The 20,352-nt window shown below is 39.6% G+C and carries 23 protein-coding genes and 1 pseudogene; 6 read left to right on the top strand and 18 right to left on the bottom strand.

Features of this window, described 5'->3' with window-relative positions:
- Positions 1-82: 82 nt before the first annotated feature.
- Positions 83-1,579 (top strand): aldehyde dehydrogenase family protein, encoded by a 1,497-nt coding sequence (locus CRO56_RS06795; RefSeq protein ID WP_097157848.1) that lies wholly within the window; start codon positions 83-85, stop codon positions 1,577-1,579.
- A gap of 147 nt (positions 1,580-1,726) precedes the next feature.
- Here the strand turns inward: CRO56_RS06795 and CRO56_RS06790 are convergent.
- Positions 1,727-1,885: pseudogene (locus tag CRO56_RS06790) on the bottom strand (transcriptional regulator); the annotation flags it as partial.
- Positions 1,886-1,901: 16 nt separating this feature from the next.
- The gene (locus CRO56_RS06785; RefSeq protein ID WP_097157847.1) at positions 1,902-3,167 is read right to left on the bottom strand and encodes a LysM peptidoglycan-binding domain-containing protein; all 1,266 of its coding nucleotides are present in this window, start codon (positions 3,165-3,167) and stop codon (positions 1,902-1,904) included.
- Positions 3,168-3,347: 180 nt separating this feature from the next.
- Here CRO56_RS06785 and CRO56_RS06780 point away from each other — a divergent pair, with 180 nt between their 5' ends.
- Positions 3,348-4,283 carry a 3'-5' exonuclease gene (locus CRO56_RS06780; protein WP_097157846.1) on the top strand — a complete coding sequence of 312 codons (936 nt, stop codon included), beginning with the start codon at positions 3,348-3,350 and terminating at the stop codon, positions 4,281-4,283.
- Here the strand turns inward: CRO56_RS06780 and CRO56_RS22805 are convergent.
- The 15 genes from CRO56_RS22805 to hpaI form a co-directional block, all read right to left on the bottom strand.
- Positions 4,270-4,419 (bottom strand): hypothetical protein, encoded by a 150-nt coding sequence (locus CRO56_RS22805; protein WP_179714198.1) that lies wholly within the window; start codon positions 4,417-4,419, stop codon positions 4,270-4,272. The two genes, CRO56_RS06780 and CRO56_RS22805, sit on opposite strands and share 14 nt — an antisense overlap.
- 98 nt (positions 4,420-4,517) lie before the next feature.
- On the bottom strand, positions 4,518-5,294 hold the full coding sequence (locus CRO56_RS06775) for a sulfite exporter TauE/SafE family protein (protein ID WP_097157845.1): 777 nt from the start codon (positions 5,292-5,294) through the stop codon (positions 4,518-4,520).
- A gap of 47 nt (positions 5,295-5,341) precedes the next feature.
- The gene (locus CRO56_RS06770) at positions 5,342-5,569 is read right to left on the bottom strand and encodes a sulfurtransferase TusA family protein (protein WP_097157844.1); all 228 of its coding nucleotides are present in this window, start codon (positions 5,567-5,569) and stop codon (positions 5,342-5,344) included.
- Between the two features lie 38 nt (positions 5,570-5,607).
- Entirely contained in the window at positions 5,608-6,735 is a 1,128-nt protein-coding gene (locus CRO56_RS06765) for an MBL fold metallo-hydrolase (RefSeq protein WP_097157843.1), read from the bottom strand.
- A gap of 42 nt (positions 6,736-6,777) precedes the next feature.
- Entirely contained in the window at positions 6,778-7,353 is a 576-nt protein-coding gene (locus CRO56_RS06760) for a sulfurtransferase TusA family protein (protein ID WP_097157842.1), read from the bottom strand.
- Positions 7,354-7,403: 50 nt separating this feature from the next.
- Positions 7,404-7,700 (bottom strand): rhodanese-like domain-containing protein, encoded by a 297-nt coding sequence (locus tag CRO56_RS06755; RefSeq protein ID WP_097157841.1) that lies wholly within the window; start codon positions 7,698-7,700, stop codon positions 7,404-7,406.
- 100 nt (positions 7,701-7,800) lie between these two features.
- Positions 7,801-8,280: a DsrE/DsrF/DrsH-like family protein gene (locus CRO56_RS06750; RefSeq protein WP_097157840.1), complete on the bottom strand. Its 480-nt coding sequence runs from the start codon at positions 8,278-8,280 to the stop codon at positions 7,801-7,803.
- Between the two features lie 131 nt (positions 8,281-8,411).
- The gene (locus CRO56_RS06745) at positions 8,412-8,672 is read right to left on the bottom strand and encodes a metal-sensitive transcriptional regulator (RefSeq protein WP_097157839.1); all 261 of its coding nucleotides are present in this window, start codon (positions 8,670-8,672) and stop codon (positions 8,412-8,414) included.
- A gap of 21 nt (positions 8,673-8,693) precedes the next feature.
- Positions 8,694-9,059, bottom strand: coding sequence for a rhodanese-like domain-containing protein (locus CRO56_RS06740; protein ID WP_097157838.1), 366 nt, complete (start codon positions 9,057-9,059; stop codon positions 8,694-8,696).
- 168 nt (positions 9,060-9,227) lie between these two features.
- Positions 9,228-9,692, bottom strand: a complete 465-nt coding sequence (locus CRO56_RS06735; RefSeq protein WP_097157837.1) for a flavin reductase family protein — start codon at positions 9,690-9,692, stop codon at positions 9,228-9,230.
- 14 nt (positions 9,693-9,706) lie between these two features.
- The gene (locus CRO56_RS06730) at positions 9,707-11,137 is read right to left on the bottom strand and encodes an aldehyde dehydrogenase family protein (RefSeq protein WP_097157836.1); all 1,431 of its coding nucleotides are present in this window, start codon (positions 11,135-11,137) and stop codon (positions 9,707-9,709) included.
- 114 nt (positions 11,138-11,251) lie between these two features.
- Positions 11,252-12,235 (bottom strand): 3,4-dihydroxyphenylacetate 2,3-dioxygenase, encoded by a 984-nt coding sequence (gene hpaD / locus CRO56_RS06725; protein ID WP_097157835.1) that lies wholly within the window; start codon positions 12,233-12,235, stop codon positions 11,252-11,254.
- Positions 12,236-12,249: 14 nt separating this feature from the next.
- Positions 12,250-13,719, bottom strand: coding sequence for a 4-hydroxyphenylacetate 3-monooxygenase, oxygenase component (gene hpaB / locus CRO56_RS06720; RefSeq protein WP_097157834.1), 1,470 nt, complete (start codon positions 13,717-13,719; stop codon positions 12,250-12,252).
- 102 nt (positions 13,720-13,821) lie between these two features.
- Positions 13,822-15,351 (bottom strand): 5-carboxymethyl-2-hydroxymuconate semialdehyde dehydrogenase, encoded by a 1,530-nt coding sequence (hpaE, locus tag CRO56_RS06715; protein WP_425427175.1) that lies wholly within the window; start codon positions 15,349-15,351, stop codon positions 13,822-13,824.
- A gap of 30 nt (positions 15,352-15,381) precedes the next feature.
- Positions 15,382-16,296 carry a 2,4-dihydroxyhept-2-ene-1,7-dioic acid aldolase gene (gene hpaI, locus CRO56_RS06710; protein ID WP_097157833.1) on the bottom strand — a complete coding sequence of 305 codons (915 nt, stop codon included), beginning with the start codon at positions 16,294-16,296 and terminating at the stop codon, positions 15,382-15,384.
- A gap of 155 nt (positions 16,297-16,451) precedes the next feature.
- Here hpaI and CRO56_RS06705 point away from each other — a divergent pair, with 155 nt between their 5' ends.
- The 4 genes from CRO56_RS06705 (at position 16,452) to CRO56_RS06690 (ending at position 19,437) form a co-directional block, all read left to right on the top strand.
- Positions 16,452-17,354 (top strand): LysR family transcriptional regulator, encoded by a 903-nt coding sequence (locus CRO56_RS06705; protein ID WP_097157832.1) that lies wholly within the window; start codon positions 16,452-16,454, stop codon positions 17,352-17,354.
- Between the two features lie 133 nt (positions 17,355-17,487).
- The gene (locus CRO56_RS06700) at positions 17,488-18,279 is read left to right on the top strand and encodes a fumarylacetoacetate hydrolase family protein (protein WP_097157831.1); all 792 of its coding nucleotides are present in this window, start codon (positions 17,488-17,490) and stop codon (positions 18,277-18,279) included.
- Positions 18,276-19,031 carry a fumarylacetoacetate hydrolase family protein gene (locus CRO56_RS06695; protein WP_097157830.1) on the top strand — a complete coding sequence of 252 codons (756 nt, stop codon included), beginning with the start codon at positions 18,276-18,278 and terminating at the stop codon, positions 19,029-19,031. The genes CRO56_RS06700 and CRO56_RS06695 overlap by 4 nt, the downstream gene beginning before the upstream one ends.
- A 13-nt stretch (positions 19,032-19,044) precedes the next feature.
- Entirely contained in the window at positions 19,045-19,437 is a 393-nt protein-coding gene (locus CRO56_RS06690) for a 5-carboxymethyl-2-hydroxymuconate Delta-isomerase (RefSeq protein ID WP_097157829.1), read from the top strand.
- A gap of 42 nt (positions 19,438-19,479) precedes the next feature.
- Here CRO56_RS06690 and CRO56_RS06685 read toward each other — a convergent pair whose 3' ends face one another.
- Positions 19,480-20,088 (bottom strand): GyrI-like domain-containing protein, encoded by a 609-nt coding sequence (locus CRO56_RS06685; RefSeq protein ID WP_097157828.1) that lies wholly within the window; start codon positions 20,086-20,088, stop codon positions 19,480-19,482.
- Between the last annotated feature and the right edge of the window lie 264 nt (positions 20,089-20,352).

The following is a 20,352-nucleotide window of genomic DNA, read 5'->3' as shown; positions in this document are numbered from 1 at the left end:
ACTTACATAACATGGGCAGATTTTATCTCCTTTGATCCTGATAAGAATGTTTTATAAAAATAATATTTAGGAGGGATCCCCTGTGCAGCAAGGTTACCAGGAGGCAGAAAAAAGGACGAGTGAACGGTATGAAGTATTTAACCAGAGTTATATCAATGGTGTTTGGACTAAAGGTTCAAGTGAGCGGACATATGATATTGTCAATCCATATGATCGTTCTATTATTACGTCTATCCAATTAGCATCGCTTGAACAAGTAGAACAAGCCTTTCAAGCCGCATACATTGCGCAAAAAGAATGGGCAAAAACATCTGCAGAAGAAAGAATCATGGTTCTTCAAAAAGCTGCTGACTATTTAAAAGAAAATCGTGAGGCCATAGTTGATCTTGACGTACGCGAAACCGGAAGTTCGGTATTAAAAGCTAATATTGAGCATCATCTAACATTAGAATTTTTAGAGGAAGCCATAAAATATGCTGATGAACTTTATAAAGTGAGAGAAGTTGCAAGTAGCATTGATGGAAAAATGAATCATATTTATCGACTCCCATTAGGGGTTATTTCTTCCATCTCCCCTTTTAACTTTCCTATGAATCTCTCAATGCGGACGATTGCACCTGCCATTGCACTTGGTAACAGTGTAGTTCACAAACCAGATATACAGGTAGGTCTAACAGGTGGAACGATTCTCGCCCGTGCCTTTGAATATGCCGGTCTGCCGAAAGGGGTGTTTAATGTAGTTTTAACGGATATTCCAGAAATTGGGGATGAGATGCTAACAAACCCTTATGCCAAGCTCATCAGTTTTACTGGTTCTACTGCAGTGGGCAGACATATTGGCGCAATTTCTGGCAGTAATTTAAAACGGGTTGCTTTAGAGCTTGGAGGAAATAGTCCGTTCGTCGTATTATCGGACGCGGACCTTGAACAGGCAGTGAGTGCTGCTATCTTCGGTAAATTTATTCACCAAGGACAAATCTGTATGATTATTAACCGGATCATTGTCCACAGGGATTTACATGATACATTTGTAGTGCGCTTTGTTGAACGGGCAAAAGCTATTCCATATGGAGATCCACGTGATCCGCAAACGATTATTGGTCCTATTATTAATGAAAAACAAATGGAAAAAGCTTTAGGCTTTATCGAACAGGCCAAAAAAGATGGGGCTACTGTTGCTCTAGAGGGAAATAGGATTGGAACGATTTTAACCCCTTATGTCTTTACGAATGTGGATCCTTCTAGCAATCTTGCCCAATCTGAATTGTTTGCACCGATTACGACGATTATTAAGGCGGATTCTGACGAGCATGCGATTGAAATAGCGAACCATACTGAGCATGGATTAAGTTCGGCAATTTTTACAAGGGATTTGAAAAAAGGCGAACAATTGGCTTTAGAAATTGATGCCGGTATGACCCATGTCAATGATCAAACCGTAAACGATAGCCCAAACATTCCATTTGGCGGCAATAAAGCAAGCGGACTCGGTCGTTTCGGAAATCCTTGGGTTGTCGAGGAGTTTACAGTAACCAAATGGGTATCTGTGCAGAAGAAGTATCGCAATTATCCATTTTAAAATAAGAAAATTCGGCTGATTAGCAGGATCAGTCGAATTTTTTTTAAGCATTTTATGCTGATACAACTGAACTAAGGAGCGGACTAACGAACTCAAGTTAAAATAAACGAACTTAGACTCTAATAAAGGATTTTTAACCTTTTTATCCTACTGTTCCAGCTCTTCTTCATTGAATTTATCCAGCATTGTAATGGTATCGATCAGATGGTTATTAAAAATTTGACGAGCAACACTTAGCAATTCTACAATCATTGGGTCTCGTAATGCATACACAACCCTGTTCCCGTCTTTTGTCCCCGTTACAATCCATAATAGATTGGCTTTACGTTACGATAAAGTGATTATGCAAATATGCCCAATTCTGTGGTGCTGGTAAGGCAATTTGCCAGTATGTTACACCAAGTAACTGGTATTGATCTACTAATTGATATTTTTCTTGATAGCTTCTGATATCTTCAAACCAAACGATATGCTCCTCTAACCCCTTCCAGTATCGATACCAGGGAGATGCCGCAGCCTCATCAAATTCGATGATTGTATTAGCAATAATGGCCTGGTTTTGAGCACCATTTACAGATAATGCTGTAGTAGTATTATCAATCACCCTCCAATCGTATCCATACAAGGGAAATGCAACCTGCACCTTACGTGAATCAATCAAACTTGTTGCGTACCGGACGACCTGAGCCATCCACCACAATGGGGATACTGGATCCGGGGGACCGCCTGGATATCCATAATCAATAGTCATTACTGCAACAACATCAGCAATTTCACCGATTGCGTGATAATCATAGGCTCCCACGATACGGTTAGTTGGTAGGTCTTCGGTTTTAGCATGAACATTAACATGTAATATTCGCGTGCCAAGTGCTGCTTTCAGCTCAGTTAAAAATGTATTAAAATCGCTTCTACGTGCTGGCGGAATAAACTCTATGTCAAGTGAAACTCCGCCATACCCTTTCTCATTAATAAATCGTAATAAACTATCAATTAAATTTCTCCTATAAACCGGGTTAGCCAACACATTCCCGGCTAAATCAGGATTAAAACCTTCGGATGTAAAATTACGAATCATCAATAAAGGGGTTATCCCTAGCCGATTACTTTCTAAAACGACTGCAGTATCATCTAGTAATACATACGCATAGCCTTCTCCCGTAAACGAGTAAGAAACCACTGCCACATATGTTAGCAAATCAGATAAAGTCCGAAGTGTTGGTAAAATGTCCTCTGGGGAGTAGGGAATAATAAAACCCAAAGTTTCTATTTGAGGCCTTATCGGAGTTGGAATGAGAAGTCTTTGCCCTATATATAATTGAGACGGATCAATTCCGGGATTTGCTTGTAATATTGCCTCAATAGTTGTGTTAAAACGATTGGATAGCTGCCAGAGGTTATCACCTGCTTTTAGCATATACGGTCTAATATGAACGATAGCTTCATCTGGAATGTAAAGTGCCAAACCAGGAATGATGGCGTTCTCTGACGGTAAACCATTAACTTCAACAATAGCTGCAACAGGAAGCTGATACTGATTTGCAATTTTCCATAAGGAATCACCATATTGGACAACATGAATCGTCATACGCTCTCACCCCTTATTCCTAGTTTATGGTCTTTTATTTAGTAATTAGTACTTGAATCTGTGATCCACAGAAAATTACAAAGGAATGTTTTCTTAAGAGATACTGAATTGCCATATATTACGCCTTCTCTTCTGATCCTTTTCCTGATATAATGTCCTGTTGGGAAAGGAGGAGAAACAATGGCAGATCTGCAGCAATATATCTTCTTCGATTTTGAAATGCTTTGTTCCAATCGGGGAATGAAATTCGAAGAGATGGAAGTAATTCGACTTGGTGCTGTTAAATACAACCTGCAAACAAAAGAAATTTCTTATTTCGATCGCTATATTCGCCCACAAAGTCACAAACGGCTTACTCGATTCTGTAAAGAATTAACTGGGATATCAGATGAGGATTTGAAGAATGCTTCAGATTTTAAAGAGGTGTTTGCAGAATTTTTGTATTGGGTCGGCGGCGTGAAGCGATCTCAATTCTTCTCATGGTCAAAAAGCGATCTGGCCAGATTAAAAATAGATGCAGCCCGGCACGGCCTTCCGCCTCGAACCATTCAAAAAATCGAAAAACGATATGTAGACTTTCAGGCAATCTTTTCAAAAAGAGTGACGAAAACTCACTTTTCTGTTGAAAATGCAGTGGAATTGTATGGAAAAAAGTTTATCGGCGACAAGCACAATCCAATGTGGGATGCGTATAATACGCTGCAAATTTATCTCTGTTTTTTAAACGACCGTTTAAACTCAGATTTGATTATGCTGAAGCAATATGTGTTTGATGAGATTCCAACTGATTTCGAGAAAATAAATTCTGGCTTAACAAAAGCAATGAAGAACGATATCTCGACCCTTTATAAAGAAGGCAAAGATTTGATCAAAATGAGCGATGCCTATAAATTTATGAAAAAGGCAAATAGACTCGCTCATAAATATGAAAATATCATCATCAACAGATCCGGAATCTTTTCAAAGAAAAATGTTGAATATGCACGTTCTATCGGCCGCTTTTACGAGGATTTATGTGCCGCCTATGATATTCATAAAAAGTTTTCATCTAAAGTTATGATTTTAGACGAGCATTCGGTAAGACCTTTGCAGCACCTGGTAACTATTGGAGGATAAGTAATTCCTCCGTACATACTGTTAATTTTTCTCTTGATAAATTCCCTTTTGTTTGAGGAATATCTATGAGCCAATTATTTTGTTCAGTTGCTTCGCCATCCCTTTTATTTTTGAAGAGAGCTACGAATTTTTTCATTTCCTTTACCCCTGTTTATATATTCACCCTTAAATTATACTTTCAAAAAGTATAAAAAAAGAGGCAAAAATGCCCCTATTTTAAAGAAACTATTTTTCTCACATTATATCAACCCAAATTTTAACCGCAGTTGCCAAAATAAGTCCAGCAAGTACCCATTGCAAGATCTTCGTGTTTACTTTTTTCCCGACCATCACTCCTAATGGTGAAGCAATGAGACTTGCTGCAACCATGATAAGTGCGGGAAGATATTCAACTTGGCCAGTTGTCAGTTTTCCAATAGTCGATCCGATAGATGAAATAAAGGTAATTGCTAGTGAGGATGCAATGGTCACTCGTGTCGGAATCTTTAAAACTACCAGCATAACCGGTACTAATAAAAATGCACCTGCAGCTCCTACAATCCCAGCACCAGCGCCAATCACAAAAGCTAAGGCAGCGGCTAACCATTTATTGAAATTAACTTCATTGAAAGGAATATCGTCAGTCCTTTTTTTAGGGATAAACATCATGATAGCAGCAGTTAAGGCCAATAGACCATAAACAACATTAATCCCATTTTCACTCATTAATTTAGAGCCGAAACCACCGATAATACTGCCAAATAAAATACTAACGCCCATATAAGCAATTAATGTTGTATTTAAATACCCGCCTTTTCGGTATGCCCACACTCCGCCGATCGTAGCGAAAAATACTTGTACTGCACTAATTCCGGAAACCTCATGAGCACTAAAGGCAGCCAACCCCATCATAGGCGGGATGTATAAAAGCATAGGATATTTTACGATGGAGCCGCCAATCCCAACCATCCCAGAAATAAAGGAGCCGATTAATCCAATAAAGAAAATTGTTATAAAAAATGCTATGTCCACTGGAAAACCTCCTTTAAAAAGGGAGCCCCTGTCTGGCGCCCTACCTATTAACCCTTCTTAATCCAAAACTTTAAAACCTCTGCTTCTTCTTCTTGCTTAATAAGTTCGTGACCTCCAGATTTTGCCCAAGCTGACAAGTCATTTTTAGCCCCTTTATCAGTTACATGAATTTCTAAAATTTGGCCTGAATCTAACTCATTGATTGCTTTCCTTGTTTTTACTATTGGCATTGGACATGCGAGTCCTTTTGCATCTAATACTTTTGTCACTTCCATTTATAAAACCTCCTATTTTTTTTGTCTTCTGTTAACGATTATCGAACCGCACAGCGGTTTGGACCTATTTCCATTTCGCGCTGCTTCTCCTCATCTGGGTTGATTTTACCCATGTTAGTTTGGCGAATTTCTTGATATGCATTTGGCTGAGGCGGCAGGTTTTCTGTTACCAGTTTTTTAAATTCATCTTCATCCCCGATATTGAGACCATGATTTTTCTCAAATAAAACACCCAGTTTTTCAAATACACTTCCATTATCGTTTAATTCTTCCATAATCATAAAATGAGCTGGAAGTACAATTAAATCCTTAGATAGTTCTCGATATCGAGAATATAAACTTTCTCGTAGATCTCCAACCCAATCTTGTGCTAAACCGGCAAGGTCAGGTCTTCCAATAGAATCGACAAACAGAATGTCACCTGAAAGAAGGAACTTATCACCTACTACAAATGAGGTGGATCCAATTGTGTGACCCGGTGAATAAAAGGCATGAATGTTGAGTTTTGTACTACCGATTATCACGTTCTGACCGTCTTTTAATGGTTGAAAAGCAAATGTGACTTCTGTTGCATCTTTTGGAGGAAGCCAGTATAATGCATTTGTTTTTTCAGCTATTTTACGTCCGCCAGAAATGTGGTCTGCATGTAAGTGCGTATCAAACACATGCGTAATTTTTACATCCATATTTTTAGCGAAATCCAAGTAAATGTCTGTCATACGTGTAGCGTCAATAACCGCTGCTTCACCGTCAGATACCACCATGTAGGACAGGCAGCCCTTACCAATTCGGACAAATTGATAAATCTCGCCGCCACCATTTAAAGCACCAACTTTAACCGGTTCTAAATGTTCACTCCAAGCTTTCATCCCGCCTTTCAGATAAGAAATGGTACGGCCAGCTTCTGAAAGCATTTCAGCCACCATTACAGAAGAACCTTCTTTTGCACAAACAACTAATACTTCCTGATCAGTTGGAATTTGATCAAGAATTCCTTCTACACCGTCTAAAAGCTCAAAATAAGGTACATTAAGATATTCAAAGTTTTCCCCATCAATTTTCCACTCTTTAAAATCGCTTTCGTTTCGCACATCTACTATGAACAATTTTTCTTTACTAATGATTTTTTTAGTTACTTCACTCGATGTCATAACGTTTACTTTCATGTTAAATTACCCCCTACCGTATTTATATATTTAAAAAAATAATCACTTAATGATACCGGTTTTCTTACCTGTCCACTCACTCATACCAGGCACCACATTGGTGACATTCGTAAATCCATTTTCGGCCAATTTTTGAGCAGCAAAATCACTTCGATTCCCTGTTCGGCAAACGACGTAAATTTCATCCTCCTGATTTAACTCATTTAAACGATGTTCAAGTTCTCCAAATGGAATTGATATGGCAATAGGGATATGACCAAACGCATATTCTGCCGCCTCTCTTACATCAAGAACTACAATGTTTTCATTAGCATTTAATTTCATTTCGAGGACTTCATTATTCACTACATGAGAATATTTTCTTTCAGCACTTTCTTCATCCGATGCCTTACGAATATAGTGTTTTAACACATCGCCTTCCTCAAGAGTACCAAGATATTGGTGTCCTGAGCTTTTAGCCCATGCTTGAATATCTGCCTTTGATCCTTTATCAGTTGCTTGAACTTCGATTACTTGACCTTCTTTAAGTTCCTTAATCGCTTTCCTTGTTTTAACAATAGGCATTGGACAGGCTAATCCTCTAGCATCTAATACGAAGTCAGTTTTTACCATTTCCATTATTCTTCCTCCCTAAATTACCCTGCAGGGTATATTTGCAATCAAAAAAATTACTCTGTAATCCCTTCCCAGTCCTGCATTCCGCCAGCCATATTAATTACATTAAACCCATGGCCTTCCAAAAGCTGACAAGCACGTCCGCTTCTGCCGCCTGAACGGCATACCATGATATATTCCTTAGATTTTTCCAGCTCATGCATACGGAATTCAAGCAGTCCTAAAGGAATATGAATGGCTCCCGGAATTTTTCCTAACGTTACTTCATCAACCTCGCGAACATCCACAATGTTAAGATCCTTGTTTTCGTTTAAAAGTGCTGCCACTTCATTTGCAGATAATTGTTTCATTGTTATTTCCTCCTTAAATCTTAGTTTTTTATGCTGTACATTTATATTAATAATTTTAGAATCTCCTAATCGCATAAAAATTTGTTTACTTTTTAATAACTTAGATAAACAGGTTTACATTTCCATTCTCAGCGTCTGCTAAGTATGCTGCAACACCAGCCAATTCAATCCCATCTAAAAGCTCTTCTTGCTTAAGTCCCAAATGGTCCATTGTCATTGTGCACGCAACCAGCTTAACGTCCTGAACTTGTGCCATCTCTATGAGCTGAGGTAATGTCATTGCATTGTGTTTCTTTATAACTTCTTTGATCATTTTAGGACCAAATCCCGCAAAATTCATTTTAGAAAGGCCCATTTTGTCTGCTCCTTTTGGCATCATTTTTGCAAACATTTTTTCAATAAATCCTTTCTTTACGTTGTAATCCCCATCTTTTCTAAGTGCATTTAATCCCCAAAACGTGTGGAAGATTGTAACCTCGTGGTCATAAGCTGCCGCTCCATTGGCAATTATATAAGCAGCCATAGCTTTATCATAATCACCGCTAAATAAAATAATGTTTGTGGTTTTCTTTTCAGTCATCGTTATTCCTCCTATCAATCTATGATTTTTATATACTACTAGGGGTATTATAGATCATAAATAAATAAACCATTACCCATACCCCTATGGGTATAATATAAAATTAAAAAAAGAATGTCAACCTGACAATTTTATCTGCTTTTTACCAAAAGGTTGACAGCTTCTCTAATTAGGTCATCTGTTTTCTCGCCTTTATGTTCCACTTCTAAAACGCAATCTACCAGATTTGAACTGACAATCACACCAACGGTTCGATCAACTGCAGATCGAACAGCTGATAATTGCATAATAACTTCTTTACAATCTTTTCCTTCTTCCATCATCTTTAAGATGCCTCTTAACTGACCTTCTATGCGTTTCACTCTATTTTTCATTTGGTCTGTATATTCCATGTTTAAAGTATCCCTCACTTCCTACGCCAATTTTCGTTTGAACCATTCTTTACAATTACAATTAGTTAATCTATATCCGATGATTTTGAATCCTCTTCTCTTTAAGAAACGGATGCTTAGGTTTTTTTCTAGAGGACTTGAAGCGATAATATAAATCTTATGACTATTTAGTTCACGGTGATATCTTTTTAAATAAGCAATCGGAATGTTCACTGCACCATGTACTGGATCTTTATAGGATTGATTATAATCTCTAACATCGATAACCTGGATGGATGTTTCATTTAAATCTAATGCAGCTGAACACTTTACCCCGAAAATGGGAACGTATCTGTTATATAATTTAAAACTAATCAAACCTGCGAGCAGCATTACCAAGTATGTCACTTAGGCAGCCTCCTTTTTATCAAATGAAGGAAACACTGACAAGGAGTATTTTATACCCTCATGGGTATACTGTCAACATATGCGATTTATTGAAGTATAATTTTTCCTCATTACTAGGAATTATGTAGTATGCAATGAATATAAAAAGGGTGGCTCTTCCACCCTTTATTAATAGTCATTTAGTTTTCGGTATTTTCCGCCAAAATACAGAATCGGATCTCCGTCTTGTATTGCTAAATCTGTGACCTCGCCGATATAGAGGGTATGGTCCCCTGCTAAATGGGCGTCATACACATTACACGTAAGGTTCACCAATGCTCCATCAATAACAGGCATATCATTTAATCGTTTAAAAGTAATATTTCGCTCGTCTTTCTTTTGACCGGCAAAAATTACAGAATACTCTTCTTGATCTTCAGCCAGAACACTGACAGCAAATTTCCCCGCTCTTTTTATAATGTCATGCATTCTTGCATTATGTCCGATAGACACCAGCACAAGCTTCGGATTTAGGGAAACTGACATAAAGGCATTAGCCGTCATTCCGTGGGTGTTCCCATCCGCTTCTGTTGTGACAACCGTTATCCCGGTTGCAAATTTCCCCATCGCATTTCTAAATGTACGATCATCCAACTAGGTCACTCTCCTCAGTTACGATTGATGACTACAAGTTTCATCTCGGTCATTTCTTCAATCGCATATTTAATTCCTTCTCTCCCCGTACCACTTTCCTTGACCCCGCCGTATGGCATATGATCGACTCTAAAAGTTGGGATATCATTTATCATAACACCACCGACCTCTAATGTCTCCACTGCTTCTAGAGCCAAATTCAATTTTTCTGTATAAATTCCAGCCTGCAGTCCAAAGCGTGAATCGTTCACATGACTAATTGCTTCATCAATAGAAGAAACCTTGTTAATAATCACTATTGGAGCAAAGACTTCTTGACATGAAACTTTAAGAGACGCATCTACATCTGTAAGTACAGTTGGCAACAAGACGTTTCCTTCAACAATTCCACCTGTTAATACCTTTGCACCGCTTTCTTCTGCTTCTGCAATCCAGGAAAGAGCACGCTCGACATCTTTTTTAGATATAAGCGCCGATATATCAGTTTCTGGATCTAACGGGTCCCCGATTTTTAATGTTTTTGTTTTTTCAACAAACATTTGCACGAAGCGTTCGTATTCTTTTTCATGAACGTAAACTCTTTGTAAGGAAATGCAAACCTGTCCCTGGAAACTAAAGGCTCCTGTTACACAGCGATCCATAATTTTATCGAGATTGACACCTTGATCAATGATAACAGCTGAATTTGAGCCAAGTTCGAGTGTCACTCGTTTTAACCCAGCTTTATTTCGAATACCCATTCCGACTGCCGGACTGCCGGTAAAGGTAATCATTTTTACCCGGTCATCGGTAACTATTAAATCTCCTACCGTGCTGCCACTGCCCGTTACAATATTTAAGGCTCCGTCTGGCAAACCAGCTTCTTGTAAAAGTTCAGCAATAAAAAAGGATGAGAGCGGTGTTTGAGAAGCTGGTTTTAAAACGATCGTATTTCCTGATGCGATCGCAGGACCGATTTTGTGTGCAACCAGATTCATTGGAAAATTAAAAGGAGTAATGGCTCCAATAACACCAAGCGGTTCCCGGATTGTATATGCGAACCGATTCTCTCCGCCCGGAGCTGCATCTAATGGGAGCGTTTCTCCACCGATCCGGTTTGCTTCGAAGCTTGCAAATTTATACGTTTGTATCGACCGATTTACTTCTGCCTTAGCTGTTTCAATTGGTTTGGCAGCCTCAAGCGCAATGATTTTTGCTGCCTCTTCAAAACGGTTTTCGAGTAACTGTGCCAGTTTAGCTAAAATCGCAGATCGTTTATGAATGGGAAGCTTCGCCATCACTTTTCGTGCTTTATGCGCAGCTTCAATTGCCTGATTCACTTCATCAGCATTCGCCATTGGAATTTCAGCAATCGCTTCATTCGTATAAGGAGATGTTAGCGTCTGGTGTTGCTGTGCCTCCACCCATTGGCCATTAATAAATAATTTTTTTCTTTCAATTTTCACTTTGCGTCACCTCCCGTATTTATTAAACCATATATTTTGTTTTTAAGGGAAACGGGAAGACCTCTAATCGATCATCCCGTTTTTTTAAATTTACTAAATTTAGTTTATGAAATTTTATATGATAAAGGTCGGTTTATGCTGTTTAAGAGTTGGTTCAGAAGCTGGGACTGCTTTTTCTCCCTCTACATCTAAGACTGTTGATGTTTCATTAAACCAGCTATCGGGTGCTTCATGACCCCAGAATGTCTGTCGTCTTTTATCGTTAATATCCCAGCGAATCGGATTAAAATCTGGGTCACTCGTTAAATAGTCTCCATTATAAAGCTCAATCCGATGGCCATCAGGGTCACGTAAATAAAGGAAGAATGCATTGGAAAGCCCATGACGGCCTGGTCCTCTTTCCATACTATCTGTATATCCGCTGGCAGCTAACACGTCACATGCATGGATTAAACTCATTGGATCACTTAACCAAAAGCCGATATGATGAAGACACGGCCCTTTTCCATTCATAAACGCGACATCGTGAACACTTGGTTTCCGGTGAAGCCATGCTGCCCAAATCCGGTCACCTTCCGATGCCGTGTATTCAGAGCACGCAAATCCTAGTTCTTTTATATAAAAATCATAGGCTTTCTCTACATTCGTAACCATGCAGTTAAAGTGATCAATGCGCTGTACTTTTGCTCCTTTATAAAGGTCATAGCGCTGGAGCAATCGTTCAACTGTATCCATTTTCGCATAAAACTCAAGCGGCAAGCCTGAAATATCCTCCACTCGTAACGCTCTCCCGACAGCTTTTTGCGTTCCTGCCTCAAGCCACTTTGTTTTTAACCCTTTATCTGTAAAAAATTCTGCTAAAACATCGAGGTCTGATTCTGAGAAAACTCGGTAGCTCAAAACCTCGAGTGCTGGTTCTGCTGCTTTTTTTAACAGAAGAGAGTGATGGCTTTGTTCTTCTAATCCGCGCAAATAAAGATGATTATCGTTGGATTCGGTTACGACAAAACCAAGCGTATCTACATAAAATTTTCGGGAGGCTTCTAAATCTGTTACATGTAAAACGGCTCTTGCCGCACGAATGATATTGAAGTTCATGGTTTTTTCACCCCTTAAACTTTCGAAAAAGGTCTGTTGCTTCCTTTATTGAGGAAGTCTTTTACCCTTTGTTTTAATTCATCTTTTCCATAACCTTCAAAATAGGCCATTCCCATCCGGACTGGGTCACCGAAGAAGTAATATTCATAGTGCATTTGACGGCTTCCAAATGCACTCATCGTTAAATCCCAGGCTAAGCGGAATAATTGAACGCGTTCGTAGCCATCGAGATTTTTTCCTTGGAGACCGCGATGAATGATTGGACCAATTTCTTCATGGTTAAAGTCAGCTTCAGTTGGGATTCCCATTAATCCGGATGCACCAAGCACACGCACAATCTCAATTAATCGCGGATAGACACGCGGGTACCAATTTCTCGCAGCGTTTAATGCCTCAAAATCAGGGGTCATTGTTCCAGACTTATCAAGCTTTGCATTATGTTCAGCCCGATATAGGTGAGATTTCATCGTTTCAAGGGTCAGCATGATTTCTGTCCCTTTATCCTGAACATGCTGGAACTGATCAATTCCAATTGCATCCATAACAGATAGAGCAACCCCGAGCAGAAATTCTGTTTTTACAATGTTTTTCGCAACTACTTGATGAGACATATGCACGACTGCATTCGTTTCGCGGAAAGTACGGTTGCAAATGGATGAATTACCGCAGACAAATACCCGTTCCCAAGGTACAAACACGTTTTCAAAGGAAACTATCGCATCACCTTCCTCAAAACGAGAGGCTAATGGATGATCCCACGTGCTTTTCCCATAATCAAAAGATTCCCTGCTTATAAATTTCAGACCAGGTGTATTGTTGGGAATCGCGAACGCAAGTGAATATGGATCATCAAGTTCTCCCGCTTTTTTTACAGTAGATGGGAAAACGAGAATTTCATCAGTAATACCCCCTTGGGTAGCGAGAAGACGAATTCCATCTATATAAATTCCGTCTTTAGTTTTTTCTTTTAAATGCAAGGCAACATTTGCATCCTTTTGTTCATGCTGTGCCTTAGCACGGTTAACTTGCGGGTGGATTAATGTATGTGTAAGGCTAATATCATTTTCCCGAGCATACTCATAGTACTTTCTCGCATTTTCGGCAAACATAGTATCTGCCTCAGCAAAGATTTCATTGTTCATCCCCATCGCCATTACTTCAGCATTGAGGTAATCCGGAGAACGTCCCATCATTCCGCCTGAGGTTAATGCCCACTCTTGCATTGCTTCTCTTCTTTGGATCAGTTCGTCAATTGTAGTTGGCTGCAGGAAGGTCATCCCTACTTTTTCCCCTGTTGTCGGGGAGGTATAAAGCATTTTATCTGGCTTTTCATATTGCAGATCATACAAATGTGCCATAGATTGAATCACGTTTTTAAAAGCCGGATGTTCAGTCACATCCTGGACTCGTTCTCCGTGAATGTAGACATTGTTATTCGCCTGTTTTAATCGTTCTATATATTGCTGCCCTGTTTTTGCCGGCATTAAGTTTCCCCCTCCTTTATTAAGTACGGTTATGGACAGATTTTTCTATTTATAGACTGAATTTGGTTATCATATGGATTGTTTTTTGTGTTTATGGACCTATCAATTCTCTTTCTTTTTCATTCCAAACTGCGGAATATGAATTTCGCCTATCGCTACATGAATAACTTTTGGTTCTGTGTAAAACTCAAAGGCATAATGTCCGCCTTCGCGGCCGATTCCGCTTTGCTTCATTCCGCCAAATGGAATCCGAAGGTCGCGAACATTGTGAGAGTTTACCCAGATCATCCCGGCATCGACTGCTTGTGCGACACGATGTCCCTTTTTAATATCGTTGGTCCAAACATATCCTGCCAAACCGTACTTCACATCATTAGCTGCCTGAATCACTTCTTCTTCTGTTTCAAATTCAATCACCGCCATGACGGGACCAAAGATTTCCTCCTGGCAGACCTTCATATCATTCTTAGCGTTCAACAATAGTGTTGGCGGCAAGAAATTCCCTTTAGAGAATACGGCAGGAACTATTCCTTGAAAGACATCACACCCCTCTTGTTTGGCCAATTCAATGTAAGAGCTGACTTTTTCAAAATGTCCTTTATCAATTAGCGGCCCCAGCTGGGTGGAAGGGTTCAAAGGATCACCGATAACAATATTTTCAACTCTCTCCTTTAATGCATCGATGAACTTATCCTTGATTTTCTTATGCAAGAACACACGTGAATTAGCTGTGCAGCGCTCACCATTAAAGCTAAAGATACCCCAGACAGCTGCATCGAGCGCTTTCTCAAAATCCGCATCATCGAATACAATCAGCGGAGACTTTCCGCCGAGTTCCATTGACGTTCTCTTCAGCGAGTCGGCAGCATTTTTTATAATGGTAGAGCCGGTAACGGTTTCACCCGTAAAGGAGATCGCCCTCACGTCAGGATGGGCTACCAGTGCTGCACCGGCAGTTTCTCCATAGCCGTAAACTACATTAAAGACTCCTTTTGGCACTCCAGCCTGATCAATAAGTTCTGCCAGTTTATTAGCGGTTAATGGTGAAAGTTCCGCTGGCTTTAAAACAACTGTATTTCCTGTTGCAAGGGCCGGAGCTACCTTCCATGTTGTCAGCATAAAAGGCGCATTCCAAGGGGTAATCAGTCCGATTGGGCCAAGAGGCTGATAGATTGTATAATTGATATATTCTCCATCCACCGGATAGGCATCCCCGTGAAGTTTAGCTTCAACCATGCGCGCATAAAAGCGGAAGTTTTCCGCAGACCGTCCTGCCATTTTTTTGGTTTGGCTGATTGGCAGCCCCGTATCCAGTGATTCCAGATAAGAGAGTTCTTCACTATGTTCATCAATTAAATCTGCAATCCGATAAATATACTTCATTCGTTCAATTATCTTCATTGTACCCCAAGGACCCTTTTCAAAGGCTTCCTTGGCTGCAGCTACAGCCTCCTTGATATCTTCTGCGCGACCCTCTGAAGTCTGATTAATTACTTTATTCGAAAAAGGATTAAGGTTTTCTATCAGGCCGCCTGCCTTTGCCTTAACAAATTCCCCATTAATATAAAGTTTGATATTCTCTACTTGCTTGTGTATAGATTGGTCGGTTCCCCTAATGGTTTGATTTTGCAATTTTTGTTCCCTCCCTCGAAATTAAGATATTTACTCAACCGGAACTTCAACGTATCGGCTTAATACTTCACGCACTTCTGTTTGTATTTCTTTTGCAGGCAAATCCATTGGTAATCGAAGAACCGGTTTGATTTTTCCAAGCATGCCTAATGCAGCTTTTACTGGAGCTGGGTTGGTATCTCTAAAAAGGACATCATTTAATGGCATTAGCTCATAATGCAGTTCTAGTGCCTTTTGGTGATCACCATCGAACCAGGCATTGTGGATTTCAGCCACTTTATCAGGAACGATATTAGCCGTAGCACTAATCGAACCGGCCCCTCCAATCGCGAGCATCGGGTAGCATAAAAGCTCAATACCGGAATACAAATTGAAGTTACGGCCACAATGTAAGAGCACACGGTTTACGTGTTCAAAATCTTTATTGGATTCTTTGACACCGATGATGTTCGGACAATCCTCTGCTAAACGGGCTAGTGTTTTTACTTCAAGGTTTGTTCCGGTACGGCCTGGGATGTTGTAAACAATGATGGGAATACTTACGGAGTCAGCCACTGCTTTAAAGTGCTTATACAGGGCATGTTGAGAAGGCTTGTTGTAATAAGGAACAATGACGAGTGCTGCATCGACTCCCATTTCCTCAGCTTTTTTCGTTAAATATAGGGTTTCTTCGTGGTTCGTTGAGCCTGTTCCAGGTACGAATGGAACACGGCGATTAACTGCCTTTAATGCCCTTTCCATCACTCTGACGCGTTCATCTACTGTTAGAGAACTTGGTTCACCGGTCGTTCCGGTCACTGAGACGCCGTGGCTCCCACTTTCAATATGCCAATTGATCAAGTTTTCCAGTGAATCCAGATCCAATGTAAAATCCTCATAAAACGGGGTAACAATTGGGGCAATGGAGCCTCTTAATCTTTGTTTTGCTTCCTCATATCTTTGCATATCGGAAAGCACTCCCTTTCTTATTTTTAATTAAATGAACAATTTTAAATTTTTTGAAAACCCTTTCATTTTTACTGTAGCATGTGTTACTCTATATGAAAAATATCTATTTTGTTGGTTTTCTATATAAAAAAAATATGGTTTGGAGGTCTGCTATGGATATCAGACAGCTGCATTATTTTTGTACAATCGTGCAGGAAGGACAAATAACCCGCGCTGCAAAAAAACTCCATATGGCACAGCCCCCTCTTAGTCAACAATTAAAACAACTCGAACAAGAACTGGGTGTAACACTCCTTGAAAGGAATGGCCGCAGCCTGGAATTAACCGAAGCTGGAAAACTTCTCTACAAAAGGGCTCAGCACCTTCTTACGCAATTGGAAGAAACGAAACAAGAAGTAAAAGAAACCGGTGAAGGACTCCGCGGTGTACTGGCGATTGGTTCAGTCAAAACATGCTTCTCCCATCTTCCTGATAAGATCAGGCAATTTCGTGAGCTTTACCCTGATGTATCGTTTCAATTGCGTGAAGGAGATACATTCTTTGTAAGTGAACTGCTCCGCAATCGGGAGGTTGAATTAGCGATTGTACGACTTCCGCTTAACACCCAAGAATTCTCCATGATTTCACTTCCAAAAGAACGTTATGTTGCCGTAGTTCCACAGCAATGGGAAAAGCGCCTCTCCTCAAAAGATTCTATCTCTATGAAAGAGCTGCAACACTTTCCCTTGTTACTGCTCCATCGAATCAACGGGGTCGGACAATTTGAAATGGTGATCAATGAATGTAAACGCCATGGATTTTATCCAAAGATTGTTTGTGACTGCCCAGATGCTGCCATGCTGTTGGCACTGGTCGATGCTGGAGTGGGAGTAACCCTTGTTCCTAAATCAACCCTGAATACACTCCCTACTAAAAATACACTTACCGTTGAAATCAACGATTCTGCCCTTTTATCAGAATCAGCTGTGATTTGGCTAAAAGATCGCTATCTTTCTAAAAGTGCCCGGTTTTTACTGCAAACATTTGATCCTGAAATTGGGATAATTATTAGTTAAAGCGAGACGTCCAAAGTAATTCGTCTCTCTTTTTCAACTAAATGCCCCTAAATTTAAATTGTTTAAATAATTTGAATATGAATTTCTAATCCTATATGATTTTCTATAGGATTATTTTAAAGGAGTGTTTATAATGACTACTGCAACGTTCCGATTAGCCGGAAGATCGCAAATAATCGAAGCTAGTGTTAACCCTTCCCAAAACACCGCAGATCTCAATGGCCGTACAATTAAGCCAGAGCAAATCAAACTAGACGCCCCTGTTACTGGTACTGTATACGGAACTCTATTAAACTATCAGGGAAACTTAGAAGCACTTAGTGAGGCACTCAATCAAAAACCATACTACGAACCCCCTAAAGCCCCCATCCTTTATATCAAACCTAAAAATACATGGATCGGCTCTGGGGCGGATATTCTCTTACCAAGTGATATAAATGAACTGGAGGTCGGTGCATCTCTTGGTATTGTGATTGAAAAAACAGCTACTCGTATTAAAAAACAAGCTGCATTCGATTATATTGCAGGCTATACGATTGTAAATGATATCAGTGTCCCTCACTTTAGTTTTTTTAGACCAGCCGTCAAACATAAAGCACGAGATAGCTTTTGTCCAATTGGCCCTTGGGTTGTGAAAAAGAGTGCAATTGAAAATCCAGATGCCCTTACCATTCGTGTTTTTGTAAACGGGGAAGTTATGCAAGAAAACAATACAGCAAATTTAATTCGTTCGGTATCGAAGCTTTTAAAGGATGTCACAGAGTTCATGACCCTTTATCAGGGTGATGTACTTTTAGTTGGAGTTCCTGAAAATGCTCCTCTCGTTCGGGATCAGGACTTAGTTCGAATTGAAATTGAGGGGATTGGTGCTTTGGAAAATCGGGTTATTTCGGAGGAGCGATTATTTGGGGGTGCAAGTCTATGAAACATGCCAGAGTTGCGGTCTATGGTTCAATTCATGATGCAGTCGAGGTGAATGGAAAGCTACAGTTAAATGATGGACGGATTGTGGACCAGGAACAAGTTGTATGGCTTCCCCCAATTACGCCGGGAACAGTATTTGTTCTGGGACTTAATTACGCAGATCACGCCAAGGAACTAACGTTTCAAGCCCCTGAGGAACCGCTTGTATTTTTAAAAGGACCAAATACTTTAGTGGGCCATAGGGGGCAAACCCGCAAACCAAATGATGCGAGCCATATGCATTATGAATGTGAACTTGCCGTTGTTATTGGCAAAGCTGCTAAGAAAGTCCAAAAAGCGAATGCTTATGATTACGTTGCCGGATACACGATTGCGAATGACTATGCGATAAGAGATTATCTAGAAAACTATTATCGGCCAAACCTTCGCGTCAAAAACAGAGATACAGGTACCCCTATCGGACCTTGGCTGATTGATCGTGATGATATTAAGGATCCGATGAATCTTTCTCTTCGTACCTATGTAAATGGAGAATTAAAGCAAGAAGGAAATACCCGGGATATGATCTTTGATATCCCCTCATTAATAGAATACTTGAGCGGTTTTATGACCTTACAGCCTGGGGATCTCATCCTTACAGGAACACCTGAAGGCGTAACGAAAGTACATGCCGGTGATGAAGTCGTAACCGAAATTGAAGGAATTGGACGGCTGGTTAATAACATTGTAAGTGACGAAGTTTTTCAAAGATAAGGAGGTTGGTTGTATGCCCCATATCATAGTTGAATACACCGACAACATAAAGGGTGAAGCACGAATCCCGGAACTTTTAAAAAAACTTCATGATGTACTGATTGCCCGCCCTGACGTCTTCCCGATCGGCGGTATCCGATCTAGAGCGATTGAATTGACAGAATACCGTGTTGCCGACGGCTCAGAAGACGATGGATTTGTCCATGTCACATTAAAGATTGCGAATGGTCGTTCAGGTGTAGATAAAAAAGCAACCTGTGACGAAATGTATGAGGTTTTAAAGGATCATTTTTCCCTATTGTTTGAAAAACGCTATTTGGCACTATCTCTAGAACTCTATGAGTTCGTAAATCCAACTTATAAATATGGTAATATTCATGGAAGGTTTACAAATAGAAATAACTAAAAAAGTTCAATAGAAAAAGGCTTGGGCAGTTAAACTCAAGCCTTATATTTGTTCTGTGGATTCAATCTCTGCTCTAACAATAGTTTGTAATTTTTCGGGTACATTGCAATATGGCTGATTGATATAGATTTCTCTAAATTGACTCTTGATTTTATATCCATTCATTGTACAATAGCTTTTAAATTGATCGATGGTATCTTGAATTTGATGATATGGACCCAGATGGATGGTTTGCATGTTTAATCCCATTTCATGCTTTTCTAAATTTAAAGGTACACGAACACTTCTTTTCCGTTTCTCCAATTCTAAAATCGCTTCCTGAAACATATCTTCCGTAATTAAATCAGGTACTTGCATCATGGCCTTCCATGACCATATCTCATCGTTTTCTAAATCCTTTTGTGACCATATAATTTCTAATGGCATTAATGTAAATTTATAATCCATTTCCGTTTTGGTCATATCTTTTAATCGATTAATCACTCTGCTAATCGACCACAATACATCTCCATTATGCATTTCATACACATTTCTTGACCCTATGCCTTCTGCAGCTATAAATTGCAGGTTCGGAACTTCTACTATTTCAATTTCATTTAATTTACCCTTATAAATATTATTATGTATTTTACGGTGGTCATGGACCTTCATAAAAACCCTCCAAAATTAAAATACTAACAATTTTCCACCAAAATAAATTATCGGAAACTGGTACTAGACCCAACTCTCTTGCTTTTCCTTGTAAACCATTCATCCACGCTTGCTCTATATCCACGATATGAAACAGAGTGTGTAAAATACTCCCTGATCCCCCTGCATATAGAAATTAACCAGTTAACTTCTAGATATAGATACAGCTGATTTAATAATATAGCCTACTAAATAAAATAGATTCCTAAGCAACTTAACTAGGAA

Origin of the sequence: Bacillus oleivorans (assembly GCF_900207585.1) — a bacterium.
Lineage (GTDB): Bacteria > Bacillota > Bacilli > Bacillales > JC228 > Bacillus_BF > Bacillus_BF oleivorans.
The sequence above is the reverse complement of the archived record's forward strand: the minus strand, read 5'-3'. Positions and strand labels throughout refer to the sequence as shown.